Annotated in this window: 17 protein-coding genes; 8 read left to right on the top strand and 9 right to left on the bottom strand. The window is 58.0% G+C overall.

Annotated features, from left to right (window positions below):
• Position 1: 1 nt before the first annotated feature.
• Together GH784_RS18355 and sseA are read left to right on the top strand one after the other, a co-directional pair.
• Complete coding sequence (locus tag GH784_RS18355; RefSeq protein ID WP_003512557.1) at positions 2 to 739, top strand: alanyl-tRNA editing protein; 738 nt, start codon at positions 2 to 4, stop codon at positions 737 to 739.
• Positions 740 to 755: 16 nt separating this feature from the next.
• A complete protein-coding gene (gene sseA / locus GH784_RS18350; RefSeq protein WP_025593211.1) occupies positions 756 to 2177 on the top strand; it encodes a 3-mercaptopyruvate sulfurtransferase in 1422 nt (473 codons plus the stop codon).
• A gap of 138 nt (positions 2178 to 2315) precedes the next feature.
• Here sseA and GH784_RS18345 read toward each other — a convergent pair whose 3' ends face one another.
• Entirely contained in the window at positions 2316 to 2960 is a 645-nt protein-coding gene (locus tag GH784_RS18345; protein ID WP_065704735.1) for a dihydrofolate reductase family protein, read from the bottom strand.
• Between the two features lie 54 nt (positions 2961 to 3014).
• On the bottom strand, positions 3015 to 3899 hold the full coding sequence (locus tag GH784_RS18340; RefSeq protein ID WP_013635909.1) for a DUF4344 domain-containing metallopeptidase: 885 nt from the start codon (positions 3897 to 3899) through the stop codon (positions 3015 to 3017).
• Positions 3900 to 4061: 162 nt separating this feature from the next.
• Between GH784_RS18340 and GH784_RS18335 the strand changes: the two genes are divergently transcribed.
• From GH784_RS18335 to GH784_RS18325, 3 genes are all read left to right on the top strand, one after another.
• The gene (locus GH784_RS18335) at positions 4062 to 4529 is read left to right on the top strand and encodes a DUF1203 domain-containing protein (RefSeq protein WP_065704737.1); all 468 of its coding nucleotides are present in this window, start codon (positions 4062 to 4064) and stop codon (positions 4527 to 4529) included.
• Between the two features lie 98 nt (positions 4530 to 4627).
• Positions 4628 to 4963 carry a PilZ domain-containing protein gene (locus tag GH784_RS18330; RefSeq protein ID WP_003512551.1) on the top strand — a complete coding sequence of 112 codons (336 nt, stop codon included), beginning with the start codon at positions 4628 to 4630 and terminating at the stop codon, positions 4961 to 4963.
• A 214-nt stretch (positions 4964 to 5177) separates the two neighbouring features.
• A complete protein-coding gene (locus GH784_RS18325; protein WP_003512549.1) occupies positions 5178 to 7166 on the top strand; it encodes a bifunctional 2',3'-cyclic-nucleotide 2'-phosphodiesterase/3'-nucleotidase in 1989 nt (662 codons plus the stop codon).
• A 45-nt stretch (positions 7167 to 7211) separates the two neighbouring features.
• Here GH784_RS18325 and GH784_RS18320 read toward each other — a convergent pair whose 3' ends face one another.
• Together GH784_RS18320 and GH784_RS18315 are read right to left on the bottom strand one after the other, a co-directional pair.
• Positions 7212 to 7763, bottom strand: a complete 552-nt coding sequence (locus GH784_RS18320; protein WP_065704740.1) for a DUF2087 domain-containing protein — start codon at positions 7761 to 7763, stop codon at positions 7212 to 7214.
• A 200-nt stretch (positions 7764 to 7963) separates the two neighbouring features.
• The gene (locus GH784_RS18315; protein ID WP_013635904.1) at positions 7964 to 8932 is read right to left on the bottom strand and encodes a LysR family transcriptional regulator; all 969 of its coding nucleotides are present in this window, start codon (positions 8930 to 8932) and stop codon (positions 7964 to 7966) included.
• 149 nt (positions 8933 to 9081) lie between these two features.
• On the opposite strand from GH784_RS18315, the gene GH784_RS18310 reads away from it, so the two are divergent.
• Positions 9082 to 9699: an FMN-dependent NADH-azoreductase gene (locus GH784_RS18310; protein WP_003512545.1), complete on the top strand. Its 618-nt coding sequence runs from the start codon at positions 9082 to 9084 to the stop codon at positions 9697 to 9699.
• 42 nt (positions 9700 to 9741) lie between these two features.
• Here GH784_RS18310 and GH784_RS18305 read toward each other — a convergent pair whose 3' ends face one another.
• The 3 genes from GH784_RS18305 to ilvA form a co-directional block, all read right to left on the bottom strand.
• Positions 9742 to 11007, bottom strand: coding sequence for a GGDEF domain-containing protein (locus GH784_RS18305; RefSeq protein ID WP_153793665.1), 1266 nt, complete (start codon positions 11005 to 11007; stop codon positions 9742 to 9744).
• Between the two features lie 117 nt (positions 11008 to 11124).
• Positions 11125 to 11433, bottom strand: coding sequence for an HlyU family transcriptional regulator (locus tag GH784_RS18300; protein WP_013635901.1), 309 nt, complete (start codon positions 11431 to 11433; stop codon positions 11125 to 11127).
• 76 nt (positions 11434 to 11509) lie between these two features.
• Entirely contained in the window at positions 11510 to 12784 is a 1275-nt protein-coding gene (gene ilvA / locus GH784_RS18295) for a threonine ammonia-lyase (RefSeq protein ID WP_029658759.1), read from the bottom strand.
• Between the two features lie 79 nt (positions 12785 to 12863).
• Here ilvA and GH784_RS18290 point away from each other — a divergent pair, with 79 nt between their 5' ends.
• Complete coding sequence (locus tag GH784_RS18290) at positions 12864 to 14321, top strand: TrkH family potassium uptake protein (protein WP_003512541.1); 1458 nt, start codon at positions 12864 to 12866, stop codon at positions 14319 to 14321.
• Positions 14322 to 14428: 107 nt separating this feature from the next.
• A complete protein-coding gene (locus tag GH784_RS18285; RefSeq protein ID WP_003496638.1) occupies positions 14429 to 14683 on the top strand; it encodes a heavy-metal-associated domain-containing protein in 255 nt (84 codons plus the stop codon).
• 391 nt (positions 14684 to 15074) lie between these two features.
• Here the strand turns inward: GH784_RS18285 and GH784_RS18280 are convergent, their stop codons facing one another.
• Entirely contained in the window at positions 15075 to 16568 is a 1494-nt protein-coding gene (locus GH784_RS18280; RefSeq protein ID WP_065704742.1) for an ABC transporter substrate-binding protein, read from the bottom strand.
• Between the two features lie 240 nt (positions 16569 to 16808).
• Positions 16809 to 17819, bottom strand: a complete 1011-nt coding sequence (locus tag GH784_RS18275; protein ID WP_065704744.1) for an ABC transporter ATP-binding protein — start codon at positions 17817 to 17819, stop codon at positions 16809 to 16811.
• Positions 17820 to 17828: the final 9 nt, after the last annotated feature.

The following is a 17828-nucleotide window of genomic DNA, read 5'->3' as shown; positions in this document are numbered from 1 at the left end:
AATGCCTGTGAATGCCCTGTTCCGTGACGATTTTTATCTTTCCACCGCAGAAGCGATCGTCACGGCGGTGCATGAGGATGGCGGCATCGAGCTCGACCAGACCTGCTTTTACGCCACGTCCGGCGGCCAGCCGGGCGACAGCGGCTTTCTCGAGCGGGCCGATGGTTCGCGCATCGAACTCGGCATTACCAAAAATGGCGCCGACAAGAGCGTTATCATCCATGTGCCGCTGGAAGGTCAGCCCTCCCCCGAGGTCGGTGAAAAACTGACCCTGCACGTAGACTGGCCGCGCCGTTACAAGCTGATGCGCATGCACACGGCCTGCCATCTGCTATCCGTCGTCTGCCAGTGGCCGATCACCGGTGCTGCCGTCGGCGAAGACGAATCGCGCGTCGATTTCGACATGTCGGAAACCATCGACAAGGATGAAGTGACGGCAAAGCTGATGGAACTGGTGAAAGCCAACCATCCCGTTTTCCTGCAATGGATTACCGACGAAGAACTTCAGGCCAATCCGGGCATCGTCAAATCCAAGAATGTGCGCCCGCCAATCGGCCTTGGCCGGGTCAGCCTTGTCTGCATCGGCGAAAACTCTACCATCGACAGCCAGCCCTGCGGCGGCACCCATGTTTCCGAAACGCAGGAAGTGGGCGATATTCACATTGCCAAGATAGAAAAGAAGGGCAAGGAGAACAGGCGGTTCCGCATTCGTTTCGGCACGCCTGAAGCTGCTGCCTGAAATCAGGAGAGACATCGTGAGCACGGATAAGAGCCGTTTCGTCGTTTCGGCGGACTGGGTAGAAAAGCAGCTCGGCACGGCCGGGTTTCGTCTCGTTGATGCCTCGTGGTATCTGCCGGCGCATAAACGCAACGGTGCGGAAGAATTTGCGGCGGGTCACCTGCCCGGTGCCGTGTTCTTCGATCAGGACAAGATCGCCGATCATGCAACCGGATTGCCGCATTCCCTGCCCTCGCCGGAGTTCTTTGCGGAACAGGCGGGAGAGCTTGGCCTCAGCGACACCGATACCATCGTGGTCTATGACGGCCCCGGTTTCTTTTCCGCACCGCGCGTGTGGTGGATGCTGCGGGTGATGGGTGTGCGCAAGGCCTACGTGCTGGATGGCGGTCTTGACGGCTGGAAGCGCGAAGGCCGGCCGCTAGAAACCGGCACGCCGGAAATCGAGCCTGCCACCTTCACACCCGATTTCAACGAAAAGCGCGTGACCTCGCTATCGACCATGCGCGGCATCGTTGACAGTGGCGAAAAGCAGATTGCCGATGCCCGCGGCGCGGGACGTTTCACCGGCGACGAGGCCGAGCCGCGTGCCGGCATGCGTTCGGGCCATATGCCTGGTGCTCGCAGCCTGCCCGCCACCGCATTTTCCGAGAACGGCCACTTCAAGGACCTCACCGCCATCCGCAAGATGGTGGCGGATGCCGGTATCGATCTTGGCAAGCCGGTGGTGACGAGCTGCGGCTCGGGCGTTACCGCCGCCGTCATTACGCTGGCGCTGGAATCGCTCGGCCACCAAGATAATTCGCTCTATGACGGTTCGTGGTCGGAATGGGGTGGACTGGAAGACACGCCTGTTGTCACCGGCCCTGCCGAACCTCTTCCCGTGGTGTCACATGGGCCGTTGAAGGCGCATGTCACGCAGCTTGAAATGACGGCGCCGCCGAAGGTCAGCCTTGCTATCCCCGTCAACATCCAGACGGCACTGATGCGGGTCACCGATATTCCCTTGCACTTCTACCGCTACATGTACTGGCGGGTGGGAAAACGTTGGCACTGGCAGAAACGCATGCGCATGAGCGATGCGGAACTGTCCGCCGTCCTCAAGGACCCGAAGAACAGCGTTACCGTCCTTTATATGAACGGTGCACCCGCCGGTTTCTTCGAGCTGAACAAGGCAAGCGACGAGGTAACCGAGCTTTCCTATTTCGGGCTTCTCGAAGAGGCGATCGGTGCTGGCGTCGGCAAGTGGTTCCTGTTGCAGGCGCTCTACGCCGCCTGGCAGGACAATCCGAAGCGCGTGACGGTGACCACCAACACGCTTGACCATCCCCGCGCGCTGCAACTCTACCAGATGATGGGATTTTCGCCTGTTGGTACCTATGAGGCCTGGGTAGAGCCGCTGTCCGATACGGAGCTTCTGGAAATCTCGCTGCGCAACTGAGTTCGTCACGTCGGGGATGGCCCGCGCTATTCCCCGACTATAGAGCAGATCCGACTACTCCTCCCTCATTCCTGTGCTTGTCACAGGAATGAGGGAGTGGGAGGCCACCGCACATGAAACCATTGTGTAGTTTGCGACTCAGGCTTTATCGATAATCAAATGGGTCGCGCCCTCACCCGCCGAGGTCCCGGTGCAGCGATAACCAAGCGCACGCAAATCCAGCCCCTCGAAGAGGTTTTCGCCCTTGCCGAGAAAGACCGGGGCCAGCGCCAGATGCAGTTCGTCGATCCTGCTTCCGGCCATATATTGCCGAATGGTCGAAACGCCGCCGCCGATCCGGACGTCCCTGCCATTTGCCGCCTCCAACGCCATGTCGAGGGCGGCCTTGATGCCCGTGTTGACGAAATGAAACACGGTGCCGCCCTTCATCGCAAAGGAGGCGCGCGCATGGTGCGTCAGCACGAAAACCGGCACGTGATAAGGCGGCTCTTCCCCCCACCAGCCCTTCCAGTGTTCATCCGGCCAGGCACCGCGGATAGGGCCGAACATGTTGCGGCCCAAGATCCAGGCGCCGATATTTTCGAAACTCTTCTCGGAAAACTGCTCGTCCGTGCCGGTCGAGCCGCCTTGCTTGCCGAACATGCGGTGAAAGGTACGAGTCTTGAACGCCCATTGATGCAGCGTTTCGCCATTCACACCCAGCGGGTTCTGAAGACTTTGATCCGGCCCGGCACCGTATCCGTCAATCGAAATGGCGAAATTTCGAACGACAACCTTCGGCATGGCAATATCCTCCCGTTTCAAGAGGACAGGTTGCCGTGCATCCGGTAACTGGCCTCAGATTTCTCTTTCCAGAGTAACGGCCGTCGGGGTATGCCCGCCGGCGGAACCTTTGTCTTCGGTAACGCTGTTGAGGAGATGATCGGCAATCAGCTCCGCCTGGAATTTACCCAGCTCGTAGCAATAGGTGATCTCACGTTTTTCGGCCGACCAGTAGACATCGGGACGCCCGCAGGACTTCGCCGTCAACTTGACCTCGCCTTTCAAGCCGTAAACGCCGAAACTGCGGCTGATAAGATCGAGAACCTTCGATTCCTTGACCATGATGGCGTAAGGTTCCAGCTCAGGATCGCGCGGCGGCACGTAGCTAACGGTAAATCTGGATGGTGTCTGCGCGCGGTGGGGCGTCAGAAAATCTTCCCACGCCGATGCGATACGCGGATAGGCGGCGCCACATTTGGCAAATTCGTCATTGGCGAGCCCCATCATGGTGGCAAGATCACCATAGCCGTCTTTGTCGCGGCCGACCATCAGGCAGGCCATGTTGCGATCGCGGCTCCTGTCGGGAACAAGTGCCGAAAACACCGGTGCTTCGTGCTGGGGCAAAGCCTCCGTCTCGCGCGCCAGATACCAGCTGTCGGTAGCGTTGACGAGTGCGGTATCAAGCCATTCCTCGTTGGCCTGAAGGATGAGCGTGCCCGCCAGCTGATCGGCAGGTGCTTGCGCGCTGCCGGTCTCCGGCGCGCCGAAATCCGAGATCAGCATGCGTGCACCTTCGTGATAAAGCGAGAAGATCGCATTGCCGATGACGAAATTGACCGCTTGCTGGAGCTGATCGTCGGACAGGCCATCGAGACCGGAGGCGACCTGCGCCTGCGTGTCGATCGGAACCGTCAAAGAAACGAAAGCCAGCGGAACGGCGGCCAGAAAACGACGGAACATAAAATCAGACCTTCCGGGATCGAGGAGCGCCACTGATTCCCGATGCTAACGAGTCACGCAATGGGCTGGTTGCATCACCCGTCAAGAATCGGGTGGATAGAGGTCTGTTTCGGGATCATAGCTGCAAAGAAGCAACGCCGATCCCAACAGAAGGACCTCGCCATGACCGATCTCGTCTTTACAGCAATGCCGGCTAAGGAAGCTGAAGCTTTCCGGGCGGGAGCCGCCGACGCCTATGGCAACCCGCCGGAAAAGGCCGTTTCTCCAGGCGGCATGCCGTGCCGCCATTGCCTTTCCCAGATTAATGAAGGCGAAGGAATGCTGATCCTCGCCTACCGGCCCTTCCCTTCGCTCCAGCCCTATGCGGAAACGGGGCCAGTCTTTCTTCACGCTGAGGCCTGTGAGCACTATCCGCAGACGGATGCCCTTCCCCCGATGCTTAACAGCCCCGATTATATCGTTCGCGGCTATGGCACTGACGACCGCATCGTCTACGGCACCGGAGCGGTGACGGCGACGGACGAAATCCTTTCACGCGCAGCGCATCTTCTGGAGCGGGCAGACGTCGCTTATGTGCATGTGCGCTCCGCCCGCAACAATTGCTATCAGTGCCGTATCGACAAAGCATAATCGCGCGATTACTTGCAATTTTAAGCAAACGGCTAAACGGCTCTCAAACTTTCTACGTCATGATGAAAGCATCGGAAACAATTGATTTGAGTAGCGAAATGACAAACAACCTCAATATGGCGACCCGCACTGCGACCCGTAGCAAGACCCGGATCTACGCGACCGTGCACTATTTCAGCCAGTCGACCCGAGGCCGCGTGGTGGACCTGTCCGCCACCGGCATGGCGCTCGAACTGGACGGACCTTTCGCTGCCGCCAAGGGAAGCCGAGTGAAGGTGCAGAGTGAAGATCTGGGTTTCATCGAGGGTGTCGTGCAATGGCAGCACATGAACCGGCTCGGCCTGCAACTCAAACTTTCCACCAACACGCTGGCACAGCTGTCGTCTTATTTCCGCTTCTTCCACGAAGAAGTAAAACCGACTCTCGCCCGCTAAGCAGACGTTTCCGACAAGGGGAATGCGCAGGCCGGACAAAGCGCATTCCCGAAGCGCACCATGCGCGCGCGGCCACCTTGTGACAAAAAATTTATCAAACGGTTGAAAACTGGCCCGTCCGTCACGGGCTTGTCATTTTGATGATGGACTCCTCGGGGATTGCTTCTACCTTGTCGTTTTCCTGACAGAGCAAGCTTCATACGAAGGAGTTCCCATGTCGTCGCTTCTCGCTCTCCACCCCATCACTCGCCGTTCGCTTCTGGGTGGCATCGCCGCCTCTTCGGCTCTGGTGCTGTTGCATCCCTTCGCCGCGCGCGCCGCAGCCAACCAGGCGCATCTGCGCATCATGGAAACGACTGACATCCACGTTCACGTCTTTCCCTATGATTATTACGCCGACAAACCGAACGACACGATGGGTCTGGCGCGCACCGCTTCGATCATCGGCGCCATCCGTGCCGAGGCCGGAAACTCGATGCTGGTGGACAATGGCGACTTCCTGCAGGGCAATCCGCTCGGCGACTACATAGCCTATGAGCGCGGCATGAAGGCCGGCGACAAACATCCCGTCATCAACGCCATGAATGTCCTTGGCTATGATTGCGGCACGCTTGGCAACCACGAATTCAATTACGGCCTCGACTATATGTCCAATACGCTGGCGGGCGCCGGTTTCCCTTATGTCTGCGCCAACCTCACCAAGGGTCAGCTGGCTTCCGATCCCAAGCAGGATGAGCTGTTCTTCAAGCCTTACGTCATCCTCGAGAAACAGATCCGCGATGGTGCAGGCGTAACCAGCCCGGTCAAGGTCGGTATCATCGGTTTCGTGCCGCCGCAGATCATGATGTGGGATTCCAAGAATCTGGAGGGCAAGGCCCAGACGCGCGATATCGTCGAGGCGGCTAAAGCCTGGGTTCCGGTCATGAAGGAAGAAGGTGCCGATATCGTCATCGCCCTTTCCCATTCCGGCATCGATGGCAAGGGCCAGACCGATCGCATGGAAAACGCCTCGCTTTATCTGGCGGGCGTGGAAGGTATTGACGCCATCTTCACTGGTCACCAGCATCTGGTCTTCCCCGGTCCAAAGACATGGGACGGCATCGAGGGTGCGGATGCGGTCAAGGGTACGCTGATGGGCAAGCCGGCCGTGATGGCCGGTTTCTGGGGCTCGCATATGGGCCTCATTGACCTTCTGCTCGAAAAGGACGGCAAAAGCTGGAAGATCGTCGATTTCACCTCGGAGGCCCGGCCGATCTACCACCGCGACGACAATCGCAAGGTCGTTGCAGATGTCACGGACAAACCGGAGGTCATAGCCGCCGCCAAGGCAGATCACGAAGCGGCGCTCGCCTATGTGCGTCGTCCGGTCGGCAAGACGTCGGCGCCACTCTATTCCTACTTCGCGCTGGTGGCCGACGACCCGTCCGTGCAGATCGTCTCCAATGCCCAGACGTGGTACATCAAGGACATGCTGAAGGAAGGGCAATATAAGGATCTGCCCGTGCTTTCGGCAGCAGCGCCCTTCAAGTCTGGCGGTCGCGGTGGTGCGGATTATTACACCGATGTCCCTGCCGGTGACATCGCCATCAAGAACGTCGCCGATCTCTACCTCTACCCCAACACGGTGCAGGCGGTGCTGATCAACGGTGCGCAGGTGAAGAACTGGCTGGAAATGTCCGCCGGCATGTTCAACACGGTCGAGGCCGGCGCAAAGGATGCGCCGCTCCTAAACGCGGATTTTCCGTCCTATAATTTCGACGTCATCGACGGTGTCACCTACCAGATCGACATTTCCAAACCGGCAAAGTTCGACAAGGACGGCAAGGCCGTCAATCCCGACAGCAACCGCATCGTCAACCTGCAATTCGACGGCAAGCCGATCGACCCCGAGCAGAAATTCGTGGTGGCGACCAACAATTACCGTGCAAGCGGCGGCGGAAAATTCCCCGATATCGCCGCCGACAAGGTGATCTTCGTGGCGCCCGACACCAACCGCGACGTGATCGTGCGCTATATCATCGATCAGGGCACCATTAACCCGTCGGCGGATGCCAACTGGTCCTTCGCCCCAGTTGCCAATACGACCGCCATCTTCGAGACTGGCCCGAAGGGTCGCAATTACGCGGCTGACATCAAGGGCGCAAAAATCGAGGATGCCGGCGACGGCGCCGAAGGTTTCGCAAAGTTCCGCCTCGTTCTCTAGAGCTTGCAGCCCTCCCGGCGTTTCATCGGCCGGGAGGGCATTTACTCAATTGCGGTCACTGACGATACGCAACAACAGTGGCAGTTCCGGCGGTGGCTTCTGCTCGATGCGTTGATAGTCGCTGCCATCGCGATTACGGCGAATGAGCCGGAGACCCGCCATGTCACGCCGCAGCATCGCGGCATCTCCAAACAGGTGCAGACCATCGAGAAAGCTGCTGAATTCGCGCTCTGAGAAACTGCGACCGGCTGGTATTCTTGCCCACAGATACCAGAGGCACAGTTCCTGCTGGGAGCGGCGGGCCGGCCACTGCACCAATCTACCGGCAGCGTCGAAAGTCCGCGCGGTCTTCAGCACCCTGCCCTCATTGGCAGGCATTGTCTCCGGTCGTGTCTGCGGTAGCGGCAAGCCACTTGTTACGGGTGGCGTGCGCGCGGCGCGCAGATGCTGAAAGTTGCGAAACCCGGCAGCCCGGCTCAGGAGATTGAGCATCTCCACATGGCTTGGCTGGCGGTCCAGCCTGCCGATTTGTTCGCGTAGCGATTTGGCAAATGTGGAGAGGTCGGCGATATCAATGGAAAAGATCGAACGTGGCATGACTTACCCTCGAGTGCCATTCCGAAGAGGTGTCGCTGATCGCCGGCTTCCGACTAGGCACGGGATAAGTGCTGTCAATCTTTCAAAATGCAGGTTTAGCTTCCCTTGCGGGACGGCGATGCCTCGGTGAACTGCTGACCGTGTTTCCTGTATAAGGCAGGCCATTCACCTTCGTCAATTGGTCACTCAGTCAACCCATGTCACTCGGCGGCGACAGAAATAGTCCGCTGTTTGCCTCCGGCAATTATCCTGTTGAAATCCTTCTGGTTCGGGCATGCCGACAGACGCTGCTGAAAGGCCGTGGCAAGCCACTGGCCAGCGGGACCGGCGGGTGAATCCACCCGGCGCAGCGCAAAGATTGGATATTCGCCCTGCTCATAAGCTTCGAGATCAAGTGCCTTCAGGCTGCCATTGGTCAGGTCGTTGCGCACGATCGATGCGGGCAGACCGCCCCAGCCGAGACCGCCTTTGATGAGCTGGTATTTCGTGGCAATGTCGCTGACCCGCCATGTCTTGTAAGACAGCACGTTGAAATCACGCCCCTTGGTCAGCCCCGACGCATCGGTGACGACGAGCTGGACCTCCTCGCGGACATCGCCCAGAACCAGCGGCCTCTCGATCTGTGCCAGTGGATGATCAGCGGCGACGACCGGCAGCATGAAGGAATGGCCGACCTTTTCGACGACGAGTTCGTCATCCTGGCGCAACAGCGCCCCGCCGATGCCAATCCCAGCCTTGCGGGAGAGCACCATATCCATAACCATGCCCAACTCACCCACATTAAGACTGAGGGTAACGGTGGGGAATTCCTTTCGAAAATCGCGAAGCACCGCAACGACGGCTTCCGCCGGCACCATGGTGCTGATGGCGACAGAAAGCTCGGCCTCCAGCCCCTGCTTCAAACCCTTGGCGCGCGCACGCATTTCCTGCAGACCGGCCACGATGCGCCTTGCATCTTCCAGCATGGCGCGACCCTCGTCCGTCAATCGAGGCTGGCGTACGCCATTGCGCTCGAACAGGCTGACTTCAAGCTGCGCCTCGAGATTGGCGATGGTGTAGCTGACAACAGACTGGGCGCGATTGAGCGCCCGTGACGCGGCAGAGAAACTTCCGGTTTCGGCAACCGTCAAAAACACCTGCAATTGGTCGAGCGTCGGGTTCGCGTCCATGTTCCATCCATTTCATCGATAGGTCGCTTCCACATTATCACAGTTTTCTTGATGGCATCAATTGGTCATATAGGGGGCAAAGGAAGGGCATCGTGCTCTCCCGCCCTCCCAAGGCGCCCGTCAATTCATCGCTTATGCAAGGAAAGACCATGTCCAACATTCTGCTCATCACCTCCAGCCCGCGTGGCGACGAGTCGGTTTCCAACAAGTTTTCCGGCGAACTCGCAAACAAGCTGAAGGCCAAGTCGGCTTCCAATACCCTTGTCCACCGCGATCTTGCTGCCGACCCCATTCCGCATCTCGACACCGTCAAGACCGCTGCGATCCGCAAGGCTCCAGACCAGCGCACGGCTGAAGAAGCGGTTGCAGCCGATTATTCCGACAAGCTGGTTGCAGAGCTTATGGCCGCCGACACTGTCGTCATCGGCACCGGCCTCATCAACTTCAATATCTATTCCGGCCTGAAGTCGTGGATCGACAACGTCGCCCGCGCTGGCCAGACCTTCAAGTACACCGAAACCGGCCCGGTTGGTCTTGCCACCGGCAAGAAGGTCTACATCGTGCTGGCCGCCGCCGGCGTTTATTCCGAAGGCCCGGCTGTGTCGATGAACCACGCCGTTCCCTACCTCAAGACCGTTCTTGGCTTCATGGGCATGACGGATGTGGAAGTGATCTATGTCGAAGGTCTGGCATTCGGACCGGAAGCCGTTGAGAAGGCCGTTGCGGCAGCCGAAGCAAAGGTTGCCGAACTGGCGCAGGCCGCCTGAGGCGCCATTTGACACATGGTGATGCCGGCTCGATTGCCGGTATCAGCCGACCCACATTCCGTAACGGCCGTGCACCTGATCGCGGCCGTTATTTTTTGCCGCATAGAGCCGCGCATCGGCTTCCGATAGCAGCGCGCGGAAAAGCTGCCCGTCCTCGAAAGCCGTGGCGACGCCGATGCTGACAGTCAGCGGCGAACCGTCTGGCCGTTGCAGATCCTTCAATATCGCCGTCCGCAGACCTGCTGAAAAGGCAAGTGCCCCGTCATGGGTCATCGTCGGCAACAGGGCCACGAACTCCTCGCCGCCGAACCGGTAGAGATGGCCGTGCGGTTGCACGATGCGTTTCAGAACGGCGGCGAATTCCCGCAACATCTCATCGCCCTGCAAATGCCCAAAGGTATCGTTGACGGTCTTGAAGTGATCGATATCGACGATCAGCACGCTGACGGGACGTTTCTTTTCCAGACATTCCACGACGACGGACGGCGCATCGAGTTCCATGCGGGCGCGGTCAGACACACCGGTCAGCATGTCGCGGCCGGAACGGGACAAAAGCTCCTCGTAGCGTTCCCTGAAGGTGAGGTCGTTGAAGACATCGGCAACGCTGCGGCGCGTCAGGAAGCGGCCTTTCGCCGCCGTCAGCTTCAGATAAATGGCAAAGAGCAGAGCATAGATGGCAACGGCCACCATCTTCGCTTTCCAGCCATCGTAAAAGACATCGACAGGCGCGTTCAGCATATATCGCAACGCCGCGTAAAAGCCTGCCTGATCCAGGCTCAAAATCACCACGCCACAGATTGCGAAGCGCAGGACAATATGGCGCTGCAAATAGCGTCCCAGCTTTTCGTAAAACAGGATGATGGCGATGGCGTCGATATAAAGCAGGCTGGTTCCCCAGACCATCAGCACGCCCATCTCATCCAGAAATCCGGTATCTACCGACTGTCCGGGGACAATTGCCAACGTCGGATGGAAGCGGATGATCTGCACCATGATGATGGTGAGTATATTGCCGAGAAACAGGCCGTAGATCGGCTGGCGGACGACTGCCGCATCCTCGCGCATATAGAGCATGAGGATCATCATCAGTTTGCCGGCAAAAAGGATCGAGGAGCCGGGTGATACCACGCCAAAGGGCAGCTCGACGTAAAAGACCGCCGCCAGGTAGGTTTCCAGGAAATGCATGACGCCAAGCGCGGTGAGAAAAACACCGATGCCGAGAATATGCCGGTAATGAAGGAATGCCGTCATTACCGAAAAATAGACTATGGCTTCCGCCACGAAGAGGGCCAGATTTGCCCATTGCATCGGCATACGCCCTATCGATCCACATCGCGCCGGTTCATCGGCGCGACTTCATGCCCTCTGAAGACGATAGGCCGAAGCAACCAACGGAATCTTAATGTCCAGCAGAAGAAACCGCCGTCATTTTCCTGGGAAGAGCGATGCACCGTTCTGGTCGATGATCAGCTTTGCCTTACGGATGGTGAACTCAACCGCATCGTCCATGCTGGTGAAGACATCGGCGCGCACGAATTCATGCACGAGCGTTTCCTCGCCGTCCTTTTTCTCGATGCGGCCCGCCAAACGGAACTGGCCGCCTTCCTTCAGCGGCGTCGCATAGATCAGATAGTCTCCATGCACATGCGGTTCCGACTGCGCTGCCTTCTGCGGCGCATCCGCGGACTGGCCGGAGCCGAAGGCCGAAAGGATTTTGGAAAAAAACGATGCCATGGCTTTCACTCCCTTAATCTGTCTCGCATTTCGAAGGGCGGATATGCTCCGCCCTTCCCCGTCGCTCTTATCCCGATCAGATGATCAGGTTCGACAGGATCTCGTTTTCGGTAATATCCTCATAGCCGAGGCCCGCAGCCTCGAAACGTTCAAGAAGCCCTGCGAAGTTTTCCTGCGCGTTGGTTTCGATGCCGATCAGGATCGAACCGAAATTGCGGGCCGATTTCTTCAGATACTCGAAACGGGCGATATCGTCGTCCGGGCCAAGCAGATTGAGGAAATCGCGTAGCGCGCCGGGGCGCTGCGGCAGGCGCAGAATGAAGTATTTCTTCACGCCGGTGTAACGCATGGCGCGTTCCTTGACGTCAGGCAGGCGCTCGAAATCGAAATTGCCGCCGGAGACGACGACGATAACCGTCTTGCCTTCCAGTTTCTCGCGGCCGAGCTTCTCCAGCGCGGCAATGGACAGCGCACCCGCTGGCTCCAGCACCACGCCTTCGAGGTTCAGCATCTCGATGATGGTCACGCAGATGGCGTTTTCGGGGATGAGCAAAACCTGCTCGGCCGGAAAATCCTTCAGCGCCTGGAAGTTGAGATCGCCGATGCGGGCAACGGCGGCGCCGTCGACGAAATTGTCGACCTTGGGGAGCGTTACCGCTTCGCCGCGCTCGAGGCTCCTTTTCAGGCTCGGCGCGCCTTCCGGCTCGCAGAACACGAAGTTGCCCTTTTCAACGGTGCCCGCCAGAAAGCCGGTAAGGCCTGCCGAAAGCCCGCCGCCGCCAACCGGCATGACAACCATATCCGGTTTGGTGCCTTCGGGAAGCTGGTCCATGATTTCGGCAGCAACCGTCGCCTGGCCTTCGATGATATCCTGATGGTCGAAGGGCGGCACCATGTAGGCGTCATTGTCTTCGACGTATTTGCGCGCGGCGGCGTAACATTGGTCGAAAATATCGCCCACCAGACGGATGCTGATGAATTCGCCACCGAAGATACGGGTCTTGTCGATCTTCTGCTGCGGCGTGGTCACCGGCATGAAAACAACACCGTGAACGCCGAAATGGCGGCAGGCGAAAGCAAAGCCCTGCGCATGGTTGCCGGCCGAAGCACAGACGAAAACCTTGTCCTTGCCAGCCTTCGCGACAGCCTTGCGGAGAAAGTTGAATGCGCCTCTAATCTTGTAGGAACGAACCGGAGACAGATCCTCACGCTTCAGCCAAATCGACGCGCCATACCGACGGCTGAGATGTTCATTCAACTGCAACGGCGTTTCCGGGAATATCTCCCGCACTTCCCGCCGCGCTGCCTCCACAAGCTGCTTGTCCACGATTGTCAATCCATTGAAATTCATAATGGCACCCGCTATGCCATAGGAAGGCGTCAGAGACAAAGACTCATTTCACGCTGCCACGAACCCTGGGTTTCATTTCTTGAACAGCAATCTTCTGCGCTCGGTCATATATGTGGCGTCCATCTTCGGGCTCTATCTCGCGACGGCCATGTTCCTGCCCGCGCTGACGGACCTTTATTACGGCAATGACGACTGGACGGTGTTTGCGCTTTCAGGCTTCATGTGCGGCGGCTTTGCACTTGCCTGTGCGCTGGCCACGCGCGCACCGATCGCGTCCTTCAATAAACGTTTCGGCTTCCTGCTCGTCAACGTGCTCTGGCTTGTATTTTCCATTGTCGGAGCGGTTCCGCTCTATCTGTCCGAGCTTGACCTGACGCCCGGTCAGGCCCTTTTCGAATCGGTCTCGGCCATCACAACGACGGGATCGACCGCCATATCCGGCCTCGATAATGCGCCGCAGGGCATACTTCTGTGGCGGTCGTTGCTCTGTTGGCTCGGCGGCATCGGTATTGTCGCGCTTGGCCTCTTCATCCTGCCGCTTTTGCGCGTTGGCGGCATGACCTTCTTCCGCATGGAATCATCCGACACCGGCAATGACCGGCCCTTCGCGCGGCTGGCAAGCTTCACCCGCGCTTTCGTGGCGATCTACATCATCATGACCATCGCCTGCACGGTGGCTTTCGATTTTGCTGGCATGTCGCATTTCGATGCCCTCAACCATGCCATGTCGACGGTTGCGACCGGCGGTTTTTCCACCCACGACGCCTCGTTTGCCTATTTCAACAACACGGCGCTGCTTTGGATTGCCACCATCTTCCTGATCTTCGGCAGCCTGCCCTTCTCGGTGATGATCCTGCTTGCGGTGCGCCGCAGGTTGGAGACGCTGCGCGACCCGCAGATAGCGGTCTTCCTTGGCTATCTCTGCGCGATTTCCATCGCAGTCGGCGTTTATCACCACCTTAGAAACGGCGTACCGCTGGATACTGCGCTCAGCCACTCCTTCTTCAACATGACATCAATCCTCTCGACCGGTGGCTTTGCGAGCGACGACTACACGCTGTGGGGTCCGTTCGTTGTCGTCGTTGCATTTTTCGCAACCTTCATGGGCGGCTGCTCCGGCTCGACGGCGGGTGGTATCAAGGCCTATCGTTTTCTGATCATGTTCAATGTCGTTCGGGCGGGCCTCAAAAAGCTGATCTATCCGAACGCCGTTTATTCGGTCCGTTACGGGCAGCAGGTGGTCGATCCCGACACGATCCGGACGATCTTCCTTTTCGTCAGCTGTTTCATCGCGCTCTGGATCGCCGGCAGCCTTGCCATGAGCCTGATGGGTTACGATTTCCTGACTGCGACCTCGGGCGTTGCGACCGCACTTGCCAATGTCGGCCCTGGCATCGGCCCGATCATCGGGCCTGTCGGCAATTTCTCCACGATCAGTGATCCGGCGCTCTATCTCCTGTCTGTCCTGATGCTGCTTGGACGTCTTGAAATCCTCACCGTTCTCGTGCTGCTGATGCCGATTTTCTGGCGCAACTAAAATGCCGGTGCGCTTATTTTGGCTGCCTTAATAAAGCGCTTGACCTTCCCACGTTGGAATAGTCCAGGCTCCTGCTGTTACGAGTTCCAACCCAAGGAGAACCGCCTATGTGCACCGCCCACCAGCATCACCCCGAAACCGCTGCCGCACCTGTTGATGCCGACCTTTCTTTCCACGTTGAAGACATGACCTGCGGTCACTGCGCCGGTGTGATCAAGGGCGCAATCGAAAAGACCGTCCCCGGCGCCGCCGTTCATGCTGATCCGGCAAGCCGCACGGTTGTGGTTGGCGGCGTCTCCGACGCGGCACGTATTGCTGAAATCATCACCGCTGCAGGCTATACGCCAGAGGCGCGCGCCTGATTTGACGAGATGCCGGCGGCGGCCTTCATCCCTGCCGCCGGATCGACCTGCCTGCCCCCGCTTCACGCCGAGCTTGCGTGACAGCCGCTGGACGATACCAACGTTCGTCCTTCTCCATACCTCCCGCGGCAAGTGCCTCTCCCTTTCGACCGGGGATGACAGTGGAGGTTTTCCCGGTTCCTGAAATTCATATTTTCAACGGCTGACAAGGTCTGAAAACCTGTCCTTCATCATGCTTGGGCCTGTCCGGGCATCTGATACCTATTGATCTTACGATAGGTGGAAAGATCCTTAGGACGAGGATGACGTTGAGTGTGGGCGATGGCCTGTCAACAGGCAAAACCCGGCTCTTTCGAGCCGGGCCATATCTCGTCAGCAATGTCACATTGGCCTATTTCACTGCCAGATCCTTGGTCATGATAAAGTAGTTGATCGGATGCGGCTTGAAGTTTTCGACCTTGTCCGAATAGGCATCGAAAGCGGTCTCATGGACGAGGTAGACGGTGACGGCTTCGTCGTAAATCCGCTTCGCCGCCTCGGCATAGATGGCGTAACGTTTGGCCGGCTCAGCCGCCATATAGGCCGATTTGATCAGCTTGTCCGTCTCCTCACTGCAATAATGGGAGATGTTGTAGCCGCCTCCGCAGGTATAGTCGGCGTTGAGGAACCCGACCGGTTCTGCAACATCGGTGGCATAACCGCGTGACAGAAGGACCATGTCGAAATTGCCGGACAGGAGATCGGGCTCGATCGCAGTGTAATCAGCAACGCGAACATCGACCTTGATGCCGATTTCCTGCAATTGGGCCTGAATAACGGCGGCAACATCCTTGAGTTCGGTTCTTTCAGTATAGGCCAGAAGTGTCAGCTTCAGGCTGCCGGGGGCAATGCCCGCCTCTTTCAGCAGAGCCTTTGCCTTCTCTATGTCATAAGCGGGCGTGACGTTTTGCGGCGCCCACGGCTCTCCCGGTGCGAAGGGCATCGTTGCGGGCTTTACCATGCCTTCATAGATGCTGTCGGCAATACCGGCGGTGTCGATGGCGGCCCGGATCGCCTGCCGAACCTTGATGTCCTTGAACGGCGGCTTCGAATTATTGAGCAGCATTTCCGTAATCCGGGGCACGGTAATTGGCGCAACCTTGACACCCTTCGTGGCTACAATGGTCTTTACCGCCCAAGGTGGAATCACGCGCGAAATCTGCACTTCACCGCTTCTTATCTGGGTGGCGCGGGTATCGGCATCCGGAATAAAGTTCACACGGCCGCCCGAGAGCTTCGGCATACCGTTCCAATAGTCATGGTTCGCCGTCAGTTCCATATATTGGCTGGCATCGAGCTTGGTGATCTTGAACGGTCCGGTGCAGGTTCCGATCGGATCGACCTTGCCGTCCTTATAGGCGGATGGCGCGAGGATCGAAGTCGCCGGGCTTGCCATTTGCGCCGGCAGCAGCACCGATGGCTCGATGGTCGTGATCTTCACGATATCGTCGCCACCAACCTCGACGGCAGCGACCAGCTTAGGCGAAAAGGCCCGGGCCGGAACGGGCGCTTTCAGAAGATTGGTGAGCGCATTGACCGCGGCTTTTGCATTAAGCGGCTCGCCGTTCTGGAACTTCACGCCCTTGCGTAACTTGAACTCCCAAACCTTCGGTGAGGTTTGTGTCCAGGATTCGGCCAAGCCCGGCTCCAGTGCGGTGTCATAGCCGACGCGGACCATGCTTTCGAAACACCCTGCGCGCGAACCGAGATAGGCATCGTCGGAAGCCATCTGCCAGCCGGTCTTGACGCCGGTATAATCGTCATAGGTGATCGTTCCGGCCGTCGCCGCTTGCGTTCCAAAAGAGACCACAATGGCGCTTGTCGCCAAAAGTACGTGCTTTATCATTGAATATTCCCCTTTTATTTTTGATGACAACGCTCAAAAGTCAGTCGTCTTACGAGATTTAAGATCTTCGTAAAAATAGATCTCGAAAGACACAAGAATATCCTTCGGACGCTCCACGAACATCCGCTTGAATATCATTCATTTTATGTTTTTATACTCGGAATTTAATTCCGATATTAATTCATAAACGCACGATTCATCTGTTTTTACAGAACCAGAAGAATGTAACCGCGCTGCTTCTCAACCCCATTCGCGCCAGTGATGGCAACGAGCGAAATGCTCCCCGGCGACGTCTTCCAGAACCGGTTCCTGTTCGCTGCAAATCTGCGTCGCATATTTGCAGCGGGTGTGAAACTTGCAGCCACTTGGAGGATTGAGCGGGCTTGGCAAATCACCATCCAGAAGCATTTCCGGTGCATATAGTCCGGTTTCATCAAGCATCGACGAGGCAATAAGAGCCTTCGTATAGGGATGCTTAGGCGCCCGGAAAAGCTCATCCCGGTCGGCGATTTCAACGATCCGCCCGAGATACATCACCGCGATACGGTCGCAGAGATAACGCACTACGCGCAGGTCATGGGAAATCATCAGCACCGTCAAACCATGACGACGCTTCATGTCCATCAGCAGGTTCAGGATCTGCGTACGCATGGAGGCGTCGAGCGCCGATGTCGGTTCGTCGCACACAAGGAAGCTTGGATTGAGAAGAAGCGCGCGTCCTATGACCACGCGTTGCAACTGCCCGCCGGAGCACTGGCTCGGATAACGGTCATAATAGGAGGCATCGAGGCCGACCTCCTCCAGCATCTTGAACACGCGCGCGATGCGTTCTTCGCGCGTGCCGATGCCGTGCTGGGCAAGCGGCGCTTCCATGCTTTGCCCTATGCGCATGCGCGGGTCGAGCGCGGAATAAGGATCCTGGAACACCAGTTGCACGACACGGCGCATGCGCCGCAGCGTCTCGCCCTGCATGTGCAGAATATCGTGGTCTCCGATGCTGACCTCGCCTTTCGTCGCGTTGGTCAACCGCGTTATCAGCCCGGCGACAGTGCTTTTGCCGCAGCCGGATTCGCCAACGAGACCAAGAACCTCGCCCTCGCCGATCGTGAGGGAAACATCGTCCACGGATTTGACCACGCGATTGCCGAAACCCGATATCGGATAATATTTGCACAGGTTGTTTGCGACCACATAGGGCTTGATCTTGCCATCCGCCTGAGGCTGGTTCGGTGTTTTCACTGTCGATAGCATCGCAACCCT

This window comes from Agrobacterium tumefaciens (assembly GCF_009649785.1).
GTDB lineage: Bacteria > Pseudomonadota > Alphaproteobacteria > Rhizobiales > Rhizobiaceae > Agrobacterium > Agrobacterium tumefaciens.
Note: the sequence above shows the minus strand (reverse complement) of the source record. Positions and strands in the feature narration are given on the sequence as shown.